General features: G+C 67.8%; 14 protein-coding genes and 1 riboswitch. Of the genes, 11 read left to right on the plus strand and 3 right to left on the minus strand.

The features are described 5' to 3' along the window. Positions 1 to 48: 48 nt before the first annotated feature. The 8 genes from GOY17_RS15135 to GOY17_RS15170 all read left to right on the plus strand — a co-directional run bounded on the left by GOY17_RS15135 (position 49) and on the right by GOY17_RS15170 (position 9499). Positions 49 to 1119 carry a GGDEF domain-containing protein gene (locus GOY17_RS15135; protein WP_198173707.1) on the plus strand — a complete coding sequence of 357 codons (1071 nt, stop codon included), beginning with the start codon at positions 49 to 51 and terminating at the stop codon, positions 1117 to 1119. A gap of 190 nt (positions 1120 to 1309) precedes the next feature. Continuing rightward, positions 1310 to 2608 (plus strand): NupC/NupG family nucleoside CNT transporter, encoded by a 1299-nt coding sequence (locus tag GOY17_RS15140; protein ID WP_157031023.1) that lies wholly within the window; start codon positions 1310 to 1312, stop codon positions 2606 to 2608. Between the two features lies 1 nt (position 2609). Next, the gene (locus GOY17_RS15145) at positions 2610 to 3578 is read left to right on the plus strand and encodes a ribokinase (protein ID WP_157031024.1); all 969 of its coding nucleotides are present in this window, start codon (positions 2610 to 2612) and stop codon (positions 3576 to 3578) included. Between the two features lie 142 nt (positions 3579 to 3720). Then, a complete protein-coding gene (locus GOY17_RS15150; RefSeq protein ID WP_198173708.1) occupies positions 3721 to 5862 on the plus strand; it encodes a TonB-dependent receptor in 2142 nt (713 codons plus the stop codon). A gap of 18 nt (positions 5863 to 5880) precedes the next feature. Continuing rightward, positions 5881 to 6963: a PepSY-associated TM helix domain-containing protein gene (locus GOY17_RS15155; protein ID WP_198173709.1), complete on the plus strand. Its 1083-nt coding sequence runs from the start codon at positions 5881 to 5883 to the stop codon at positions 6961 to 6963. Positions 6964 to 7042: 79 nt separating this feature from the next. Next, a complete protein-coding gene (dusB, locus tag GOY17_RS15160) occupies positions 7043 to 8053 on the plus strand; it encodes a tRNA dihydrouridine synthase DusB (protein WP_157031027.1) in 1011 nt (336 codons plus the stop codon). A 78-nt stretch (positions 8054 to 8131) separates the two neighbouring features. Next, positions 8132 to 8968, plus strand: coding sequence for a class I SAM-dependent methyltransferase (locus tag GOY17_RS15165; protein ID WP_157031028.1), 837 nt, complete (start codon positions 8132 to 8134; stop codon positions 8966 to 8968). A gap of 213 nt (positions 8969 to 9181) precedes the next feature. Further along, positions 9182 to 9499, plus strand: a complete 318-nt coding sequence (locus GOY17_RS15170; RefSeq protein ID WP_157031029.1) for a hypothetical protein — start codon at positions 9182 to 9184, stop codon at positions 9497 to 9499. Between the two features lie 143 nt (positions 9500 to 9642). Here the strand turns inward: GOY17_RS15170 and GOY17_RS15175 are convergent, their stop codons facing one another. Genes GOY17_RS15175 through olsF form a run of 3 tightly spaced genes read right to left on the minus strand, consistent with a single transcriptional unit; the run spans position 9643 to position 13335 of the window. Then, the gene (locus GOY17_RS15175) at positions 9643 to 10716 is read right to left on the minus strand and encodes a metal-dependent hydrolase (protein ID WP_157031030.1); all 1074 of its coding nucleotides are present in this window, start codon (positions 10714 to 10716) and stop codon (positions 9643 to 9645) included. A gap of 55 nt (positions 10717 to 10771) precedes the next feature. Further along, positions 10772 to 11584, minus strand: coding sequence for a UDP-2,3-diacylglucosamine diphosphatase (locus GOY17_RS15180; protein ID WP_425482311.1), 813 nt, complete (start codon positions 11582 to 11584; stop codon positions 10772 to 10774). A 5-nt stretch (positions 11585 to 11589) separates the two neighbouring features. Then, positions 11590 to 13335, minus strand: coding sequence for a bifunctional ornithine lipid synthase OlsF (gene olsF, locus GOY17_RS15185; RefSeq protein WP_198173710.1), 1746 nt, complete (start codon positions 13333 to 13335; stop codon positions 11590 to 11592). A gap of 239 nt (positions 13336 to 13574) precedes the next feature. On the opposite strand from olsF, the gene metK reads away from it, so the two are divergent. From metK to metF, 3 genes are all read left to right on the plus strand, one after another. Then, complete coding sequence (metK, locus tag GOY17_RS15190) at positions 13575 to 14795, plus strand: methionine adenosyltransferase (RefSeq protein WP_115843457.1); 1221 nt, start codon at positions 13575 to 13577, stop codon at positions 14793 to 14795. 133 nt (positions 14796 to 14928) lie between these two features. Beyond that, a riboswitch (S-adenosyl-L-homocysteine riboswitch) is annotated at positions 14929 to 15023 on the plus strand. 72 nt (positions 15024 to 15095) lie between these two features. Next, complete coding sequence (ahcY, locus tag GOY17_RS15195; RefSeq protein ID WP_115843459.1) at positions 15096 to 16541, plus strand: adenosylhomocysteinase; 1446 nt, start codon at positions 15096 to 15098, stop codon at positions 16539 to 16541. A gap of 139 nt (positions 16542 to 16680) precedes the next feature. Then, complete coding sequence (metF, locus tag GOY17_RS15200) at positions 16681 to 17508, plus strand: methylenetetrahydrofolate reductase [NAD(P)H] (RefSeq protein ID WP_115843461.1); 828 nt, start codon at positions 16681 to 16683, stop codon at positions 17506 to 17508. The last annotated feature ends 43 nt before the right edge of the window (positions 17509 to 17551 follow it).

Genomic DNA, 17551 nt, shown 5'->3' on the forward strand with positions numbered 1-17551 from the left:
AGGGTCCGCGACGTCGTCGCCGCGCTGCTGGCGCGGCCGGACGAAATCATGTTGGAGATCGGCGCCGGCGGCGAGCTGATGGTCGCGCGCCTGCGCGTGGTCATCGCCGCGATGCTGCTGGTGCTGCCGGTGACGAGCGCGCTCGCCGGCGGCAGCGTCAAGGACACCCTGATCGGCCTCGCCGGCGCGATCGTCATCAACATCTTCGCGCACCTGTGGCTGGCGCTCGCGCGTCGGCGGCGGCTGTTCCGCTGGCTGCCGTTCGCGTCGTCGGCGTTCGACGTCACCGCCACGACCGTACTGCTGATCATCCTCGCCGCCGACCACCTGCCCGCCGGCCTCAACAACCTCACCGCCTGGTGCGGCTACGTGGTGGCGATCGTGCTCACCGCGCCGCGCAGCGACGGCCGCATCGCACTGTTCGCGGGCGCGCTGGCGATCGGCCAGTACAGCCTGCTCGCGCTGTGGGCATTCGCTTCGGCCGGTTCGCCGGAGCAGCTGATTTCCAGCGACTATGGCGCGATCACCCTGCCCGGCCAGCTGCAGCGCGTGATCCTGCTGGGCGTGTTCACGCTGATCACCGCCATGGTGGTCTACCGGATGCAGCGGCTGGTCGAGATGTCCGGCACCGACGGCCTGACCCGCCTGCCCAACCGCACGTGGCTCATGTACCGCGTGCCGCGCCTGTTCGACAGCGTCCGCCACGACGGCGACAGCCTGACCCTGGCGCTGATCGACCTGGACCACTTCAAGCGCATCAACGACGCCCACGGCCACCACGCGGGCGACCGCGCGCTTCGCCACGTCGTGTCGGTGCTGCGCGAGCTGGCCGAACCGGGCGAATGGCTGGTGCGCATCGGCGGCGAGGAATTCGTGCTGCTGCTGCGCAAGCCGATCGGCACCGCCTGGGAACGCGTGGATGCGATCCGCCGCGCCCTCGGCGAGCGGCCGTTCGAACCCGAGCGCGGCGCCGACACCGTCGCGCTGAGCTTCAGCGCCGGGCTGGCGGGCTTCCCGCACGAGGGCTCGGACCTCTCGCGCCTGCTGCGCCGCGCCGACGGCCGTCTCCAGCAGGCCAAGCTCCAGGGACGGAACCGGGTCGTCGCGCGCGATACCTGACCCCACGACGCGCATTTTTCCGACACGCCGCCGCGGCGGTCCCCTCTGGAAGTACCGGCCCTCGCGGCCGGGCGGCCTCGTCGTAAACTACGCGCCGCCGCAGCCGTGACCCGCCCCCGCGAGGGCTCAGGCCGCATCATTCCTGAACGACAAGACTCGCTGCCGGCCGCCGGTTGCAGGGGAGAACTGAGTGGAAGCCATTACCCGGGTGGCCTTTGGCCTGTTTGGTCTTGCGGTGCTCATCGGCATCGCGTGGCTGTTCTCGAACAACAAGCGTCGCGTGGACTGGAAGCTGGTGGTCACCGGCGTCAGCCTGCAGGTCGCCTTCGCCGCGCTGGTGCTGCTGGTGCCCGGCGGCAAGGACGTCTTCGACGCGATCGGCCACGGCTTCGTGAAGGTGCTCAGCTTCGTCGGCGAAGGCTCGAAGTTCATCTTCGGCAACCTGATGGACGTGAACACCTACGGCTTCATCTTCGCGTTCCAGGTGTTGCCGACGATCATCTTCTTCGCCGCGCTGATGGGCGTGCTGTACCACCTGGGCGTGATGCAGGCGGTCGTGCGCGGCATGGCGTGGGTGATCACCAAGGTGATGCGCGTGTCCGGCGCGGAAACCACCAGCGTCTGCGCCAGCGTGTTCATCGGCCAGACCGAGGCGCCGCTGACGGTGCGCCCGTACATCCCGAAGATGACCGAGTCGGAGCTGATCACGATGATGATCGGCGGCATGGCGCACATTGCCGGCGGCGTGCTCGCGGCGTACGTGGGCATGCTCGGCGGCGGCGATCCGGAGCAGCAGGCGTTCTACGCCAAGCACCTGCTCGCGGCGTCGATCATGGCCGCGCCGGCGACGCTGGTCATCGCCAAGATCCTCATTCCCGAAACGGGCGAACCGCTCACGCGCGGCACGGTGAAGATGGAAGTGGAGAAGAACACCGCCAACATCATCGACGCCGCCGCGGCCGGCGCGGGCGACGGCCTGCGTCTGGCGCTGAACATCGGCGCGATGCTCCTGGCCTTCATCGCGCTGATCGCGCTGGTGAACTGGCCGCTGTCGTGGTTCGGCGAGGTCACCGGCATTTCGGCCGCCATCGGCAAGCCGTTCGACCTGGCGACCATCTTCGGCTACGTGCTCGCGCCGCTGGCGTGGGTGATCGGCACGCCGTGGCAGGACGCGTCCACCGTCGGCAGCCTGATCGGCCAGAAGATCGTCATCAATGAGTTCGTGGCGTACCTGCAGCTGGCCGACATCGTCAACGGCAAGGTCGCCGGCGTGACGCTGACCGACCAGGGCCGCCTGATCGCGACCTACGCGCTGTGCGGCTTCGCCAACTTCTCGTCGATCGCGATCCAGATCGGCGGCATCGGCGGCCTCGCGCCGGAACGTCGCCAGGACCTCGCCCGCTTCGGCCTGCGCGCGGTGCTCGGCGGTTCGATCGCGACCTTCATGACCGCGACGATCGCGGGCGTGCTGACGTGGTTTGGCAGCTGACATGACGGCTGCGCGCGTCGTCGTCGTCGGTTCGTTCAACGTCGACCACGTGTGGACCGTCGCGGCGCTGCCGCGGCCGGGCGAGACGCTCAGCGGGCAGTACCACACCGGCCCCGGCGGAAAGGGCTTCAACCAGGCCACCGCCGCGGTCCGCGCGGGCGCGGCGACGACGTTCGTGTGCGCCCTCGGCGAGGACCTCGGCGGGCAGCTCGCACGCGCGCTCGCCACCGCCGACGGGCTCGATCTTCGCGAGCACTCCAGCCAGGCGCCGACCGGCACCGCCGGCATCTACGTCGATCACGACGGCCGCAATTCCATCGTGATCGGCCCTGGTGCCAACGCCGACCTGCCGGTCGATTTCGTGCAGTCGCAACGCGACGTCATTCACGGCGCGCACGTGCTGCTGGCGCAGCTGGAATCGCCGCTGGCGTCGATCGAGGCCGCATTCGCGATCGCACGCGAGGCCGGCGTGTGCACGGTGCTCAATCCCGCACCGGCCGATGCGCGCGTGCCGGCGTCGCTGCTCGCGCTGAGCGACGTGATCACGCCGAACGAAAGCGAGTTCTGCGCGCAGTTGGAGCGCCACGTCGGCGAGCGCGTCGATGCGTCGCTCGTCGCCACGCAGCACGACGACACGCTGCACGCCTGGTGCCGCCGCCTGCTGCCGCACGGCACGGTGGTGGTGACGCTGGGCGCCGCGGGGTGCTTCGTTTCGCATGCGGACGGCGCACTGCATCGCGACGCCCGGACGCATTACCGCGTGCCCGGCGCGAAGGTGCAGCCGCAGGACACCACCGGCGCCGGCGATGCGTTCAACGGCGCGCTTGCGGCGTCGTGGGCGCTGCGACCAGACGCCGCGTTCGCCGACCACCTGCACTACGCGAACCGGTACGCAGCGTTGTCGACGGAAAATGCAGGCGCAGCCGCTTCGATGCCGCGCGATGCGGATGTCCAGAAGCGCTTCGGATGACGCTTGAGCCCTCTCCCACCGGGAGAGGGGCTTTAACCGCCGGGATCCGCGCGCCTGCCCGGCCCGCTACCACAAGCCCGCGCTCTATCAAATAAGAATTATTCGCATTACCATGGCGGGCTTCGAAAGCCCGGATTCCACGATGCTCCGCCGCCATGCCCTCGCCAGCGCCCTGCTGGCCGCCCTTGTCGTGCCCGTCGCCCATGCCGATGAGGCCACCGACATCGATCGCGTCACCGTCTCGGCCAGCACCAGCCGCGTTCCCGATTCCGAAGCCGCGCTGCCTAACACGATCACCGTAATCGACCAGGCGCAGCTGCAGCAGCAGCTCGCGCTGACGCAGGACGTCTCGCAGGTGCTGGCGAACCTGATTCCGTCCTTCGCGCCGTCGCGCCAGAAGCTCACCAACAGCGGCGAGACGCTGCGCGGCCGCAAGCCGCTGTATCTGGTGGACGGCGTGCCGCAGTCCACGCCACTGCGCGACGGCGGCCGCGACGGTCACACCATCGATCCGTCGATGATCGAACGCATCGAGGTCATCCACGGCGCCAACGCGCTGCAAGGCCTGGGCGCGTCGGGTGGCATCATCAACATCATCACCAAGCGCGCGCCGCGCGAGGATGGCGCGACGTTCCAGGACGTTTCCGTCGCCGCATCGACGGCCGTTCCGCACGAAAGCGACAGCACCGGCTATCGCGCCTCGTACCTCTTCGGCACGCGCTCGGGCGCGTTCGATTTCGTCGGCGGCGCGTCGTTCGCCAGCGAGGGCCTGTACTACGACGGCGACGGCGACTCCATCGCGGTCAACGACGTGCAGGGCGACCTGATGGACGCGGAGAGCTACAACCTCTTCGCGAAGGCCGGCTGGAACTTCGGCGAAACCCGCCGCCTGCAGCTCAGCGCGAACCGCTACGAACTGCAGGGCAACAACAACTACCACGCGGTCAACGGCAACCCCGCGACAGGCCAGCTGGCGACGTCCGCGCGCGGCGGCAGCATCGGCGAGGGCCCGCGCAACCGCTCCACCTCGCTGACACTGGACTACACCGACAGGGCGCTTGCCGGCGGCTACTTCCAGGCGCAGCTGTACTGGGTCGATTTCGAAGCCCTCTACGGCGGCAGCTACTGGGGCGATTTCTGGGGCGACGGCCGCGATCCGAACTGGTTCGACCAGTCGCAGAATCTTTCCGAGAAGCTCGGCGGCAAGTTCAGCTGGTCGCGTGGCGACCTGTTCGGCCTGCGCCTGCGCGCCACGGTCGGCCTGGACATCGCGCGCGATACGACCTCGCAGGAACTCGTGCGCGCCGGCATGGACTGGGTGCCGGAAACCTCGTACGAATCGGTGTCGCCATTCGTGCAGCTGGAATGGTGGGTGGCCGACTCGGTCATGCTCACCGGCGGCCTGCGCCACGAGCGCGGCAAGCTGGAGGTGGACGATTACCTCACCATTCCCGATCAGCGCCTCGCGCCCGCCGTGCACGGTCGCCGCTACCTGGTCGAAGGCGGCTCGCCGGAAACGAGCGAAACGCTGCCCAACGTCGGCATCGTGTGGGAAGCCGCCGACGCGCTGAAGCTCTACGCGTCGTATTCGGAAGGCTATACGGTGGCGGACATCGGCCGCGTGCTGCGCGCGATCAACACGCCGAACCAGCGCGTGGACACGCTCGTCGACCTGCAGCCGGTGATCGCCGACAACCAGGAAATCGGCCTGGATTACGACGACGGCCGCTGGCTGGTGCACCTGGCGGCGTACTGGTCGGATTCCGACCTCGGTTCGCGCCTCGCGTTCGACAACGCCACGCAGACGTACAACGTCGTGCGCGAGCGCACCGAGATCGACGGCTTCGAGGGCAGCGTCGCGTACCAGTTCACCGATGCCACGCGCGTCGGCATGGCCTACGCGAAGACCGACGGCCGCTACGACAGCAACGGCGACGACCGCGTCGACAGCGACCTTCCGGGCATCAACGTCGCGCCGGATCGCGCAACCGCGTTCTGGGACCAGACGTGGACACAGGCGGCCTCCACGCGCCTGCAGGCCAGCCATTCGTTCGATCGCGATTTCGACTATCGCGGCACCACGCTGCCGGACGACTTCGAGGGCTACACGACGGTCGACGTGCAGGCGCGCTTCCAGCTGCCGCTGGGCGCGCTGAACGTCGGCGTCGAGAACCTGTTCGGCGAGCAGTACACGACGTACTACTCGCAGACCACGCCGCGCGCCGACACCTACACCGCAGGCCGCGGCCGTGTGCTGACGGTGGGCTGGTCGCACCGGTTCTGATAAATCGCTCCGATGGACATGGCCGCGACAACGCCCGCCACGAAAGCAGTGCCGAAACGGCGGCTGCGGGCGGTGCTGTCGTGGCTGCATCTGTGGGCCGGGCTGACGGCGGGGCTGGTGTTCGCGCTGGCCTCGCTCGCCGGCACCGTGCTGGTATTCCATGTCGACCTGCTCAAGCTCCAGCATCCGCAACTCGCACAGCACGCACCCCTAGCCGATGGGCGCGTGCTCGCGCAGTTGATCGAACGCTGGGGCCCGGAGGGCATGCGCTCGCTCGACGTTCCGCGAGATGAACTGCCGGTCTGGCAGGCGTATTTCGAGGATGGTCATCGCCAGTACTTCGCGCCCGAAGACGGCGCGCTGCTGCTTTATCGCAGCCAGCACGATGACGTGCTGCTGTGGCTGCACGAATGGCACGTCGACCTGCTCGGCGGAAAGACCGGGCGCGAAGTGTGGGGCGTGATCGGCTGCATCAGCCTGGCGATGATCCTCATCGGCCTGTACCTGTGGTGGCCAAAGCGCGGGCGCCTCATTGCGCAGCTGAAGATGCACGCCGGCCCGCCGGTGCGGCGCTGGCTCACGTGGCATCGCAGCACCGGCGTGATCCTGCTTCCGTTGCTGTTGCTGGCGACGGTGACCGGCGTCGGCATGGTGTATTCCAAGGCCTTCCAGAAGGCGCTGACGGCAACATTCGGCGGCAAGAACGTGAAGGCGCCGGAACTGGCTGCCAGCGAGGCGGCGATCGACTGGACGACCGCGATCGCGCACGCGCGCGTCGCGATTCCCGAGGCACGGCTGGCGCGCGTGTCGGTGCCCGATGCGAGTGAAGGTGCGGTGTCGTTCCGCCTGCAGGCGAAGGGCGAATGGCACCCCGTCGGCCGCAGCACGGTGGTGATGTCGCGCGATGGCCGCGTCGTGCAGGCCTTCGACGCGACGACGCACAGGCTCGGCATGCGCATGAGCCAGGCCTTCTATCCGCTGCACGTCGGCGCGGTGGGCGGCACGGCGATGAAATGGATCACCGCGCTCACCGGCCTGTTGCCGATGTTCCTGCTGGTCACCGGTTTCCTGTTCTGGCGGCGGCGGCGCGGGAAGCGCTGATCCGGGCTCGCGGATGGTTCGGGGCCCCGGGTCCCGGCCTTCGCCGGGATGACGGTTGGGGGCCGGTACAATCGACCCAATGTCCGCCCTCTCCTTCCGCATCGGTCCGCACGAGATCGCCCCGCGCGTCGTCCTGGCGCCGATGGCGGGCGTGACCGACAAGCCCTTCCGCATCCTGTGCAAGCGCATGGGGGCCGGGCTGTGCGTGTCGGAGATGACGACGTCCGACCCGCGTTTCTGGTCGACCTCGAAGTCGCGCCATCGCATGGACCACGACGGCGAACCGTCGCCGATCAGCGTGCAGATCGCCGGCACGGTGCCCGAGGTGATGGCCGACGCGGCGCGCTACAACGTCGACCACGGCGCGCAGATCGTCGACATCAACATGGGCTGCCCCGCGAAGAAGGTGTGCAACGCATGGGCGGGCTCGGCGCTGATGCGCGAACCCGAACTCGTCGCGCGCATTCTCGACGCCGTCGTGCGCGCGGTGGAGGTGCCGGTCACGCTGAAGATCCGCACCGGCTGGGCCGAAGGCCAGCGCAACGCGCTGCAGATCGCCCGCATCGCGCAGGACGCCGGCATCGCCGCGCTCGCCGTGCACGGCCGCACGCGCGACCAGCAGTACACCGGCGTCGCCGAGTACGACACGATCGCCGAGGTGAAGGCCGCGCTGTCGATCCCGGTGTTCGCCAACGGAGACATCGATTCGCCGCAGAAGGCCGCGCAGGTGCTGGCGCATACGGGCTGCGACGCGGTGCTCGTCGGCCGCGCCGCGCAGGGCCGGCCGTGGATCTTCCGCGAGATCGCGCATTACCTCGAACACGGCGAAGTGCTTGCGGAGCCGACACTGGCCGAGGTGCGCGACGTGCTGCTCGGGCACCTGGAACACCTTCACGCGTTCTACGGCGAAGTGTCCGGCGTTCGCATCGCGCGCAAGCACCTGGGCTGGTACGCGAAGGACCGGCCGGAGAACGCGGCGTTCCGCGCTGTGGTCAATCGTGCGGAGACTGTCGAAGCGCAGCTGACGCTCACGCGCGACTACTTCGACGCGCTGATCGCGGGCGTGCAGCCGCTGGGCGTGGCGGCGTAGGCGCGAGGCCGCGACGACGGCCCGCCCTTAACTTCTCCCGTGCGAGCATCTGCGCATCCGAACGCCAAGGGTGCGGCCATGTCCGACACGTCGTCTTCCTGCTCCGACTTCCCCTATCTGCACGGCTTTTCCTCGACCGAACAGGCGCGCCTGGTGAAGCAGGCGCGGCTGGCCGAATCGACGATCTTCCACGACATCGACTACAGCAACGCGCGGCGACTGCTCGAAGTGGGGAGCGGCGTCGGCGCGCAGACCGAGATCCTGCTGCGCCGCTTTCCCGAACTGCACGCGACCTGCGTCGATCTCAACGAGGCGCAGCTCGACGCGGCTCGCACCAACCTCGACGCGATGCCGTGGCTGAAAGGGCGCTACGAACTGCACCAGTCCGACGCGACCAACCTGCCGTTCGAACCGCGGACCTTCGATGCCGCGTTCCTGTGCTGGGTGCTCGAACACGTGCCCTCACCGGCGCGCGTGCTCAACGAGGTGCGTCGCGTGCTCGCGCCGGGCTCGCCGGTCTACATCACCGAGGTGATGAACTCCTCGTTCCTGCTCGATCCGTACTCGCCGAACGTTTGGCGTTACTGGATGGCGTTCAACGATTTCCAGTACGACAGCGGCGGCGATCCGTTCGTCGGCGCCAAGCTCGGCAACCTGCTGCTTGCAGGCGGGTTCCGCGATGTCACCACCGACGTGAAGACGTTCTATTTCGACAACCGCGAACCCGCACGGCGCAAGACGATGATCGCGTTCTGGGAAGAGCTGCTGCTGTCCGCCGCCGACCAGCTCATCCAGTCCGGCAAGGTCACGCAGGAGGTCGTCGATGGCATGCGGCGCGAAATGCATCAGGTGCAGAACGATCCGAACGCGGTGTTCTTCTATGCGTTCGTGCAGGCGCGCGCGGTGGTTTACTGAAGTTTCCGGTTTTGTGAGAAAGGTGAAGAAGGCGAAGCGCTTTCGCATGAAACCTTCATGTGTGCGCTCGTCGCGCTCGCGACGAGCGGTGCAGGTCGAAAGTAACAGCCCCCTTCGGCCGATGTTTTTCTGGTCCGCATGACCCAACCTGCAAGCGTCGGGGCGTCCCCTCTGCGGGCCACCGCAGCGTCCCGGCGGACCAGGAGGCCACACATGAAAGCCAAGATTGCATTCATCGCGCTGGCGATGGCGGTAACGGCGACGGCATGGGCCGCCGATCCGGTGGGCGATCTGTCGAAGATCACCGGACTGTCCGAGCGCAAGGTACAGATGATCGTCGGCAACCGCACCGCGTTTGCCGAGTATCCGTATACCTACGATCGCGCGCTTGACAAGTTCGTCGCCGCCATCGGCAAGGACAACTACAACCGCCTCATGGACGGCGAAGCCGTCGCGCTGCACGACGCCAAGGGCAACGAGTACATCGTGCAGATCGACGACGCGTTGCTGGAAGCGCACAACGCGCTGTGAGTCGGTTCGGGGCGCACGCGACGCGCGCGCTCCGGACCGGCCGGGTTTCGTCCTTCACAAGGTGCTGAAAGTGAACAGCTCAACGTCCGCCTGAAGGGACCGCGTGTGCACGCCACGCGGCCCCGGCGGCAAGGTTCGCTTCGTCAGCTTCCAGATTCCGGGGATCGTTCCATCGTCACGCCATTGGCGTCGGCTGCAGCGGTTGCGTCCGCGGGTTCGTGCCAGATGCGCTCCCACATCGTGCGCAGGCGACGCCCTGCTTCCCATGGCCACTGCAGCTGTCGCGACGGAATCTGCGCCCAGCGGCCGTCGGCGTCCTTGCGCGCGACGGCGAAACGGAAGCTGTAGTCGGGCTCGGCGCCCATGCGCAGGTCGGAGAGCACGAGTTCGCCTTCACGTACCTGCGCCTTCATGAACCCGCGGTTGAACCACTGCAGCCGCTGCACGGCGGGAAAGTCGCGCACCTGCTCCATCGCGGCCACATCCGATGCATGACGGCGAAACTGCATCGGTCCGGAGTCGGCCACCAGTGACCGCTCGCCTTCGACAAAGCCCTCCGGCGTCATCGCCACCACGCGCCACAGCAGGATGTTGAACGGCATCGGCACGGAAAACCTCGTCGCGGTCGCGAGGTCCTGCGAGGCCAGCGCCTGTTCCGCCGCGCGTTCGACCTGGTGTTTCGCGACGAGTGACAGGCCCAGGTACAGCGAACTCAAGGCCAGACCTGCGACGAGCGCTGGCTGCGCGATCCGGCGCTCGCGCGCGAACCATGCGACGACGCACGCGAGCAGCAGCCACACCGTATAGAGCGGATCGATGATGAACACGCTGGACCACATTACCGGCTGCGTCGGCAACGGCCAGAGCAGCTGCGTGCCGTAGACGGTGAAGGCGTCCAGCAGCGGATGCGTCAGCAACGCGCCCTGCATCGCCCAGAACCACCGCGTTGGCGATTGGGCCACACGGCCGCCGCGCGACCGGAACCACGCCCACAGCGCCCACGCGACGAACGGCAGCACGAGCAACGAATGGCTCCAGCTGCGATGCCAGGTCATGCGCGCGACCGGGTCGTCGGTGATCAGGTTGATGGGCAACACGTCGAGGTCGGGCAAGGTGCCGAGCGCTGCTCCTGCGAGCAGTGCGGCACGACGGTGTTGAGGCGGGGCGATGGCGGCGGCAACGGCCGCGCCGAGGACGATCTGCGTGAAGGAATCCATCGGGCGATGCTAGCGGCTTCCCGACGCCAGGTCGTCACCGCGGCGAACCGGCGACTCACGCTGCCCGCGACTGCTCCGTCGCCATGGGACGATGACGCGGTCCGATCAGTGCGCGCGTCTCGCCCGTATGCGTCAGAAGACGCAACGTCCCGTCCGGATCCTCCGCGAGCGCGCTGAGGCTTTCGACCCAGTCGCCGTCATTGGCGTAGATCAGGCCGTCGCGTTCGATGAGCGCCGCGCGGTGGATGTGGCCGCAGACGATGCCGTCCAGGCCTCGACGCCGCGCGTCATCGAGGCCCGCATGGACGAAGCGTTCGATGTAGCGCTCGGCCGCGCCACTCTGCCGCTTCAGGAATTCCGACAGCGACCAGTAGCGTTGGCCGGCGAGGCGTCGCGCCCGGTTGAGCCACTGGTTGCCGGTGAGGATGCGGTAGTACAGCCAGTCGCCGAACTGCTCCTGCAGCCCGCCGAAATGCGTGATGCCGTCGTAGTCGTCGCCGTGCGTGACGAGCAGGCGGCGTCCGTCGGCGGTGACGTGCACCATGCGTCGGCGCACCCGCATGCGCGGCAACGCGAGACCGCAGAAGCGGCGGATCGGGCGATCGTGGTTGCCCGGCACGTAGATCAGTTCGGTGCCGCTGCGACGCAGCCCGTGCAGCGCCTCGACCACGCGGTTGTGCGGCGCGCCCCAGCGCGCGCGGCGTTGCGCCATCCACCACAGGTCGACGATGTCGCCGACCAGGTACAGGCGATCGCAGCGGAGTCCGCCGAGGAAGTCGGCGAATTCGGCGGCGTGGCAGTGTTTTGAACCCAGGTGGACGTCGGACACGAAGACCGCGCGACGGCGCGGCGGCAACACGGTCGGCATCGACGTCATCCTGCGGTCTCCATGCACGGTTGGGCGGGTGCGATGCCGAGGTAGCGTTCGCGTTTCTTCGGACGAAGCAGGTCCAGGTCGACTTCGATCAATCCATCGACCGCATCGCTGAAGGCCGGGTCCACGCCGAACGCGAGGAAGCGCGCGCCGCCCGGCTCGCACAGGTCGGTGTATTGCTTGTAGAGCATCGGCAGCGTGGCGCCGAGCGCGTCGAGGTTGGTCTTCAGCACGCGGAACGCCGTGGCCGCATCGACCTCGCCGAACTGCGGCGGCGCGGCCTGGTAGACGAATGGCTGTCGCGATACCGCGCGCGTGGCCTCGCTACCGTAGTAGCGCGCGTAGTACGCGACGATCTGCTCGCGCGCCGCGGCCGGCAGCGCGGCGCTGATCGACACCGGGCCGAACAGGTAGCGCACGCTCGGATGCCTGCTCAGGTACGCGCCGATGCCCTGCCACAGGTAGTCGATGCTGCGGCTTCCCCAGTAATCGGGCACGACGAAGCTGCGCCCCAGCTCCATGCCCTGCGCGATGCGCGGCACCGCGTCGTCGGCGTACCGGAAGAGCGAGGCGGTGTAGAAGCCGGCCAGGCCGCGTTCGGCCAGCACGCTCGCGCCGCGCGCGATGCGGTATGCGCCGGCAATCTTCGACACCTCCGCATCCCACAGCACGATGTGTTCGTACCAGCTGTCGTAGAGGTCGACGTCCAGCCGCTGGCCGGTGCCCTCGCCCACCGCGCGGAACGTGAGTTCGCGCAGGCGGCCGATTTCCTGCAACAGCGGCGAGCCGGCGGCAAGTCGCCCGACGCGGATCTGCTTGCCGTCGACAGTGCGGCCGAGCAGCGCTAGTGCCTCGATGCCGTCGCGCACCTGCGTCGCATCGACTGGATCGATCAGCGGCGCGATGAGCGGGACGACATTCGTTTCGACAGGCGCGGCATGCGGGCCCGCGCGACGCCGGCCGAGCGAGAACAGCTCGCGGCGCACCTCGCGCAGCAGTTGCTGGGGGTCGCCCTCCGCCGGCAGCGTCAGCGGATGGCCGATGCGCAGCGCGATGCGGTGCGCACGGCGCGCGAACATCTCCCGCGCCAGCAACGCGGTACCGACGGGCTTGAACAAGGCCGACGCGCCATAGAACAGCGCCGAGTTGCGCGCCTCGATGCGCACCGGCAGCACCGGCGCATCGGCCGTGCGCGCGAAACGCAGGAAACCGCGGCGCCAGCGTCCGTCCGTTACACCGCGCAGGCCGAGCCGTGCCACTTCGCCGGCCGGAAACACGATCACGCACTGGTCGGCGCGCAGCGCGTCGTCGATAGCGGAAAGGCTGTGCGGCGTCGGACGGCCGCCCAGGATGCGCACCGGCAGCAGCAGGCCCGCGAGCGGCTCCAGCGCGCCGAGCAGGTCGTTCGCGACGATGCGCACGTCGCGCCGCACGCGGCCGACGGCGTCCAGCAGCGCCAGCGCGTCGAGCGCACCGGACGGATGGTTGGCGACGATCAGCAGCCGGCCGGTGGCGGGAATCCGCCCCAGTTCCGCGGAATCGACCACGTAGCGCGCCTGAAGGTGATCCAGCCCGGCGGCGACGAAATCGAAATCGCGCAGGTGGCCGTTGGCCGACAGGAACGCCTCGACCTGGTCGAAGCGCGACCAGCGGCCGATCGTGCGCAGCAAGGGCCGGGCGACGTTCGCACGGCGTCCCCGGAACCAGTGCGGAAAGCGTTCTTGCAGGCGGCGTTCGAGTGGCATGCGTCGGCGCGGATCGCCCCGGCGGGGCTTTCGCCGCGGAAGGTTGGGATGCCCCGGCGACAGGGCGGTGGCGGTTTCGCGTCAGGACCGTGACAGCCGCGCCGGCAGCCGGAAGCCCGCCACGGCGGGCTCGCGCTTAACCACCGCGCAACATCTCCGTGGCGCACAATGCGCCGACCGGGACAAGCCTGTATCATGCCCGGCCATCCTTTCATCCGAATCAAGGGATATTGACCTCGATGTCCAGCTACCTGTTCACCTCCGAATCCGTCTCCGAAGGCCATCCGGACAAGATCGCCGACCAGATCTCCGATGCCGTCCTGGACGCGATCCTGGCCCAGGACAAGCGCGCGCGCGTGGCCTGCGAGACGCTGGTGAAGACCGGCGCCGCCATCGTCGCCGGCGAGGTCACCACCACCGCGTGGGTCGACATCGAGTCGCTGGCGCGCCGCGTCATCAACGAGATCGGCTACAACAATTCCGACGTCGGCTTCGACGGCCACACCTGCGCGATCATCAACATGCTCGGCAAGCAGTCGCCGGACATCGCCGCGGGCGTCGACCGCAAGAAGCCGGAAGAACAGGGCGCGGGCGACCAGGGCCTGATGTTCGGCTACGCCTGCAACGAGGCGCCGGAATTCATGCCGGCCCCGATCTACTACTCGCACCGCCTGGTCGAGCAGCAGGCCAAGATCCGCAAGAAGAAGAACTCGCCGCTGCCGTGGCTGCGTCCGGACGCCAAGTCGCAGGTCACCCTGCGCTACGACGCCAACCACAACGTCGCCGGCCTCGACGCCGTCGTGCTGTCGACGCAGCACGATCCGGGCATCAAGCAGAAGGATCTGGTCGAAGGCGTGTACGAGAACATCCTGCGCCCGGTGCTGCCGAAGAAGTGGCTCGAGTCGCTGCCGAAGAACAAGATCCACATCAACCCGACCGGCATCTTCGTGATCGGCGGCCCGGTGGGCGACTGCGGCCTGACCGGCCGCAAGATCATCGTCGACAGCTACGGCGGCATGGCCCGTCACGGCGGTGGCGCGTTCTCGGGCAAGGATCCCTCGAAGGTCGACCGTTCGGCCGCCTACGCCGCGCGTTACGTCGCCAAGAACATCGTGGCCGCCGGCCTGGCCGACCGCTGCGAGGTGCAGGTTTCCTACGCCATCGGCGTGGCTGAGCCGACCTCGATCTCGGTCACCACCTTCGGCACCGGCAAGATCCCGGACGAGAAGATCGAGAAGCTGATCCGCAAGCACTTCGACCTGCGTCCGTACGGCATCGTGAAGATGCTGGACCTGATCCACCCGGTCTATCAGGACACGGCCGCCTACGGCCACTTCGGCCGCAAGCCGAAGGAAGTGACCTACGTCGACGGCGCCGGCAAGAAGCAGACCGCCACGGCCTTCTCGTGGGAGAAGACCGACCGCGCCGACGCGCTGCGCAGCGACGCGAAGCTGAAGTAAGCGCCGCGTCCCGCAAGGGGCTGCGACATGGAAAAAGGCCGCGAAAGCGGCCTTTTTTCATTGCTGCGGGAAGCGCCGGGCGGCCCGTCCGGATTCACTCATCACGCCCCGTGAACGGCTAGAATGTCGCGTTCCCGCCGAGGGGCGCTGCAAGTCCGGATTCCACCATCGCGTGGCTCCCGGAATCAGGCTCGGCAGGACCTACACGAACAACGGCGCCCGGTTTGGCAGCCTTCGCGGCCTGCCCTCACCCCACCCTCTTCCCTTGCGGGAGAACGGGAAACAAACCGGAGCAATCTGATGAACGCACAGATCAAGACCTTCTCGACCGAAGGCGACTACAAGGTCGCCGACATCTCGCTGGCCGACTGGGGCCGCAAGGAGCTCGACATCGCCGAGCACGAGATGCCGGGCCTGATGTCCATCCGCAAGAAGTACGCCGCCGCGCAGTCGCTCAAGGGCGTTCGCGTGACCGGCTCGCTGCACATGACGATCCAGACCGCCGTGCTGATCGAGACGCTGCGCGACCTCGGCGCCGACGTGCGCTGGGCCTCGTGCAACATCTTCTCGACGCAGGACCATGCCGCCGCCGCCATCGCCAAGTCCGGCACGCCCGTCTTCGCGTGGAAGGGCGAGACGCTGGAGGAATACTGGGACTGCACGCTCGCCGCGCTGACCTTCCCGGGTTCGGGCGCCGACAAGTACCTCGGCCCGGAGCTGGTGGTCGACGACGGCGGCGACGTCACGCTGCTGATCCACAAGGGCTATGAGCTCGAGAACGGCAGCGACTGGGTCAACACCCCGTCGGGCAACCACGAAGAGCAGGTCATCAAGAACCTGCTGAAGAAGGTGCATGCCGAGCGTCCGGGCTTCTGGCACACCGTCGTGCGCGACTGGAAGGGCGTTTCGGAAGAGACCACCACCGGCGTGCACCGCCTGTACCAGCTGGCCGAAGCCGGCAAGCTGCTGGTGCCGGCGATCAACGTCAACGACTCGGTCACCAAGAGCAAGTTCGACAACCTCTACGGCTGCCGCGAGTCGCTGGCCGACGGCCTCAAGCGCGCGATGGACGTGATGCTCGCCGGCAAGGTCGCGGTCGTGTGCGGCTACGGCGACGTCGGCAAGGGTTCGGCGCACTCGCTGCGTGCCTACGGCGCGCGCGTTGTCGTCACCGAAATCGATCCGATCAACGCCCTGCAGGCGGCGATGGAAGGCTTCGAGGTCAACACCGTCGAATCGACGCTGGGCCGTGGCGACATCTACGTCACCACCACCGGCAACAAGGACGTGCTGACGCTCGAGCACATGTCGCAGATGAAGGACCAGGCGATCGTCTGCAACATCGGCCACTTCGACAACGAGATCCAGGTCGACCGCCTCAACGAGTCGGGCGCCACGCGCCTGAACATCAAGCCGCAGGTGGACAAGTACACCTTCAAGAACGGCAATTCGATCTTCCTGCTGGCCGAAGGCCGCCTGGTGAACCTGGGCTGCGCCACGGGCCATCCGAGCTTCGTGATGTCGAACTCGTTCTCGAACCAGACGCTCGCGCAGATCGACCTGTGGGCGAACAAGGACAGCTACGAGCCGAAGGTCTACATCCTGCCGAAGAAGCTCGACGAGGAAGTCGCGCGCCTGCACCTGGAGAAGATCGGCGTGAAGCTGACCACGCTGACCGACGAGCAGGCCGCCTATCTCGGCGTGCCGGTCGAAGGCCCGTACAAGCCGGATCACTACCGCTACTGATCCACGGCGGTATCGCGGTACATGGAAAACGGGCGCTTCGGCGCCCGTTTTCTTTTGGACGGCCTCTCGCGCCGCCCAAGTCCGTTCAATTCATCGCGATGAAGCGATAAACTCCCCGAAACCTCCGCGAGCGGACCGCATGCCCACGCCCATCAGCTTCGAGTTCTATCCGCCCAAGACCGACGAGCAGCGCGCGCAGCTGGACAAGACCGCGGCGAAGTTGAAATCGCAAAAGCCCGAGTACGTGTCGTGCACTTTCGGCGCGGGCGGTTCGACGCTGAGCTACACGCCCGAAACCGTCGAGCGCCTGCATCGCGAACACGGGCTGGATGCGGCGCCGCATCTGTCGTGCGTCGGCGGCACGCGCGAGGAGCTCGGCGAACTGCTCGAGCGCTACAAGGCGATGGGTTGCCGGCGCATCGTCGCGCTGCGCGGCGACCTGCCCTCGGGCATGGGCCACACCGGCGATTTCCGCTACGCGACCGAGCTGGTGGAGTTCATCCGCCGCGAGCACGACGGCTATTTCCACATCGAAGTCGGCTGCTATCCCGAGTGCCATCCGCAATCCGATGACGCGCTCGCCGACCTGCGCCACTTCAAGGCGAAGGTGGATGCCGGCGCGGACGGCGCGATCACGCAGTATTTCTACAACGCCGACGCGTATTTCCGTTTCGTCGACGACGCACGCAAGCTCGGTGTCGACATTCCGATCGTGCCGGGCATCATGCCGATCTCGAACTTCTCGCAGCTGCGCCGCTTCTCCGATGCGTGCGGCGCGGAGATCCCGCGCTGGATCGGCAAGCGCATGCAGGCCTACGGCGACGACGTCGAAGCGATCCGCGATTTCGCCGCCGACTTCGTCGCGGACATGTGCCGGCGCCTGATCGACGGCGGCGCACCGGGCCTGCATTTCTACACGCTGAACCTGACCAAACCGACCCTGTCGGTACTCGCGCGGATTCGCTGAATCCGCGGGAAAACGCGGGAATCTCACACGCGACATTGACGGT

The sequence above is a fragment of the Lysobacter soli genome (assembly GCF_009755585.1).
In the GTDB taxonomy this organism is placed as follows: Bacteria; Pseudomonadota; Gammaproteobacteria; order Xanthomonadales; family Xanthomonadaceae; genus Lysobacter_J; species Lysobacter_J soli.

Bases quoted from the DNA above. Each gene is read 5' to 3' on its own strand.
- GOY17_RS15135 (WP_198173707.1), top strand. From the start codon at position 49: ATGTTGGAGATCGGCGCCGGCGGCGAGCTGATGGTCGCGCGCCTGCGC.
- olsF (WP_198173710.1), bottom strand. From the start codon at position 13,335: ATGCCACTCGAACGCCGCCTGCAAGAACGCTTTCCGCACTGGTTCCGG.
- GOY17_RS15155 (WP_198173709.1), top strand. From the start codon at position 5,881: ATGGCCGCGACAACGCCCGCCACGAAAGCAGTGCCGAAACGGCGGCTG.
- GOY17_RS15180 (WP_425482311.1), bottom strand. From the start codon at position 11,584: ATGCCGACCGTGTTGCCGCCGCGCCGTCGCGCGGTCTTCGTGTCCGAC.
- ahcY (WP_115843459.1), top strand. From the start codon at position 15,096: ATGAACGCACAGATCAAGACCTTCTCGACCGAAGGCGACTACAAGGTC.
- GOY17_RS15145 (WP_157031024.1), top strand. From the start codon at position 2,610: ATGACGGCTGCGCGCGTCGTCGTCGTCGGTTCGTTCAACGTCGACCAC.
- metF (WP_115843461.1), top strand. From the start codon at position 16,681: ATGCCCACGCCCATCAGCTTCGAGTTCTATCCGCCCAAGACCGACGAG.
- dusB (WP_157031027.1), top strand. From the start codon at position 7,043: ATGTCCGCCCTCTCCTTCCGCATCGGTCCGCACGAGATCGCCCCGCGC.
- GOY17_RS15150 (WP_198173708.1), top strand. From the start codon at position 3,721: ATGCTCCGCCGCCATGCCCTCGCCAGCGCCCTGCTGGCCGCCCTTGTC.
- metK (WP_115843457.1), top strand. From the start codon at position 13,575: ATGTCCAGCTACCTGTTCACCTCCGAATCCGTCTCCGAAGGCCATCCG.
- GOY17_RS15170 (WP_157031029.1), top strand. From the start codon at position 9,182: ATGAAAGCCAAGATTGCATTCATCGCGCTGGCGATGGCGGTAACGGCG.
- GOY17_RS15165 (WP_157031028.1), top strand. From the start codon at position 8,132: ATGTCCGACACGTCGTCTTCCTGCTCCGACTTCCCCTATCTGCACGGC.
- GOY17_RS15175 (WP_157031030.1), bottom strand. From the start codon at position 10,716: ATGGATTCCTTCACGCAGATCGTCCTCGGCGCGGCCGTTGCCGCCGCC.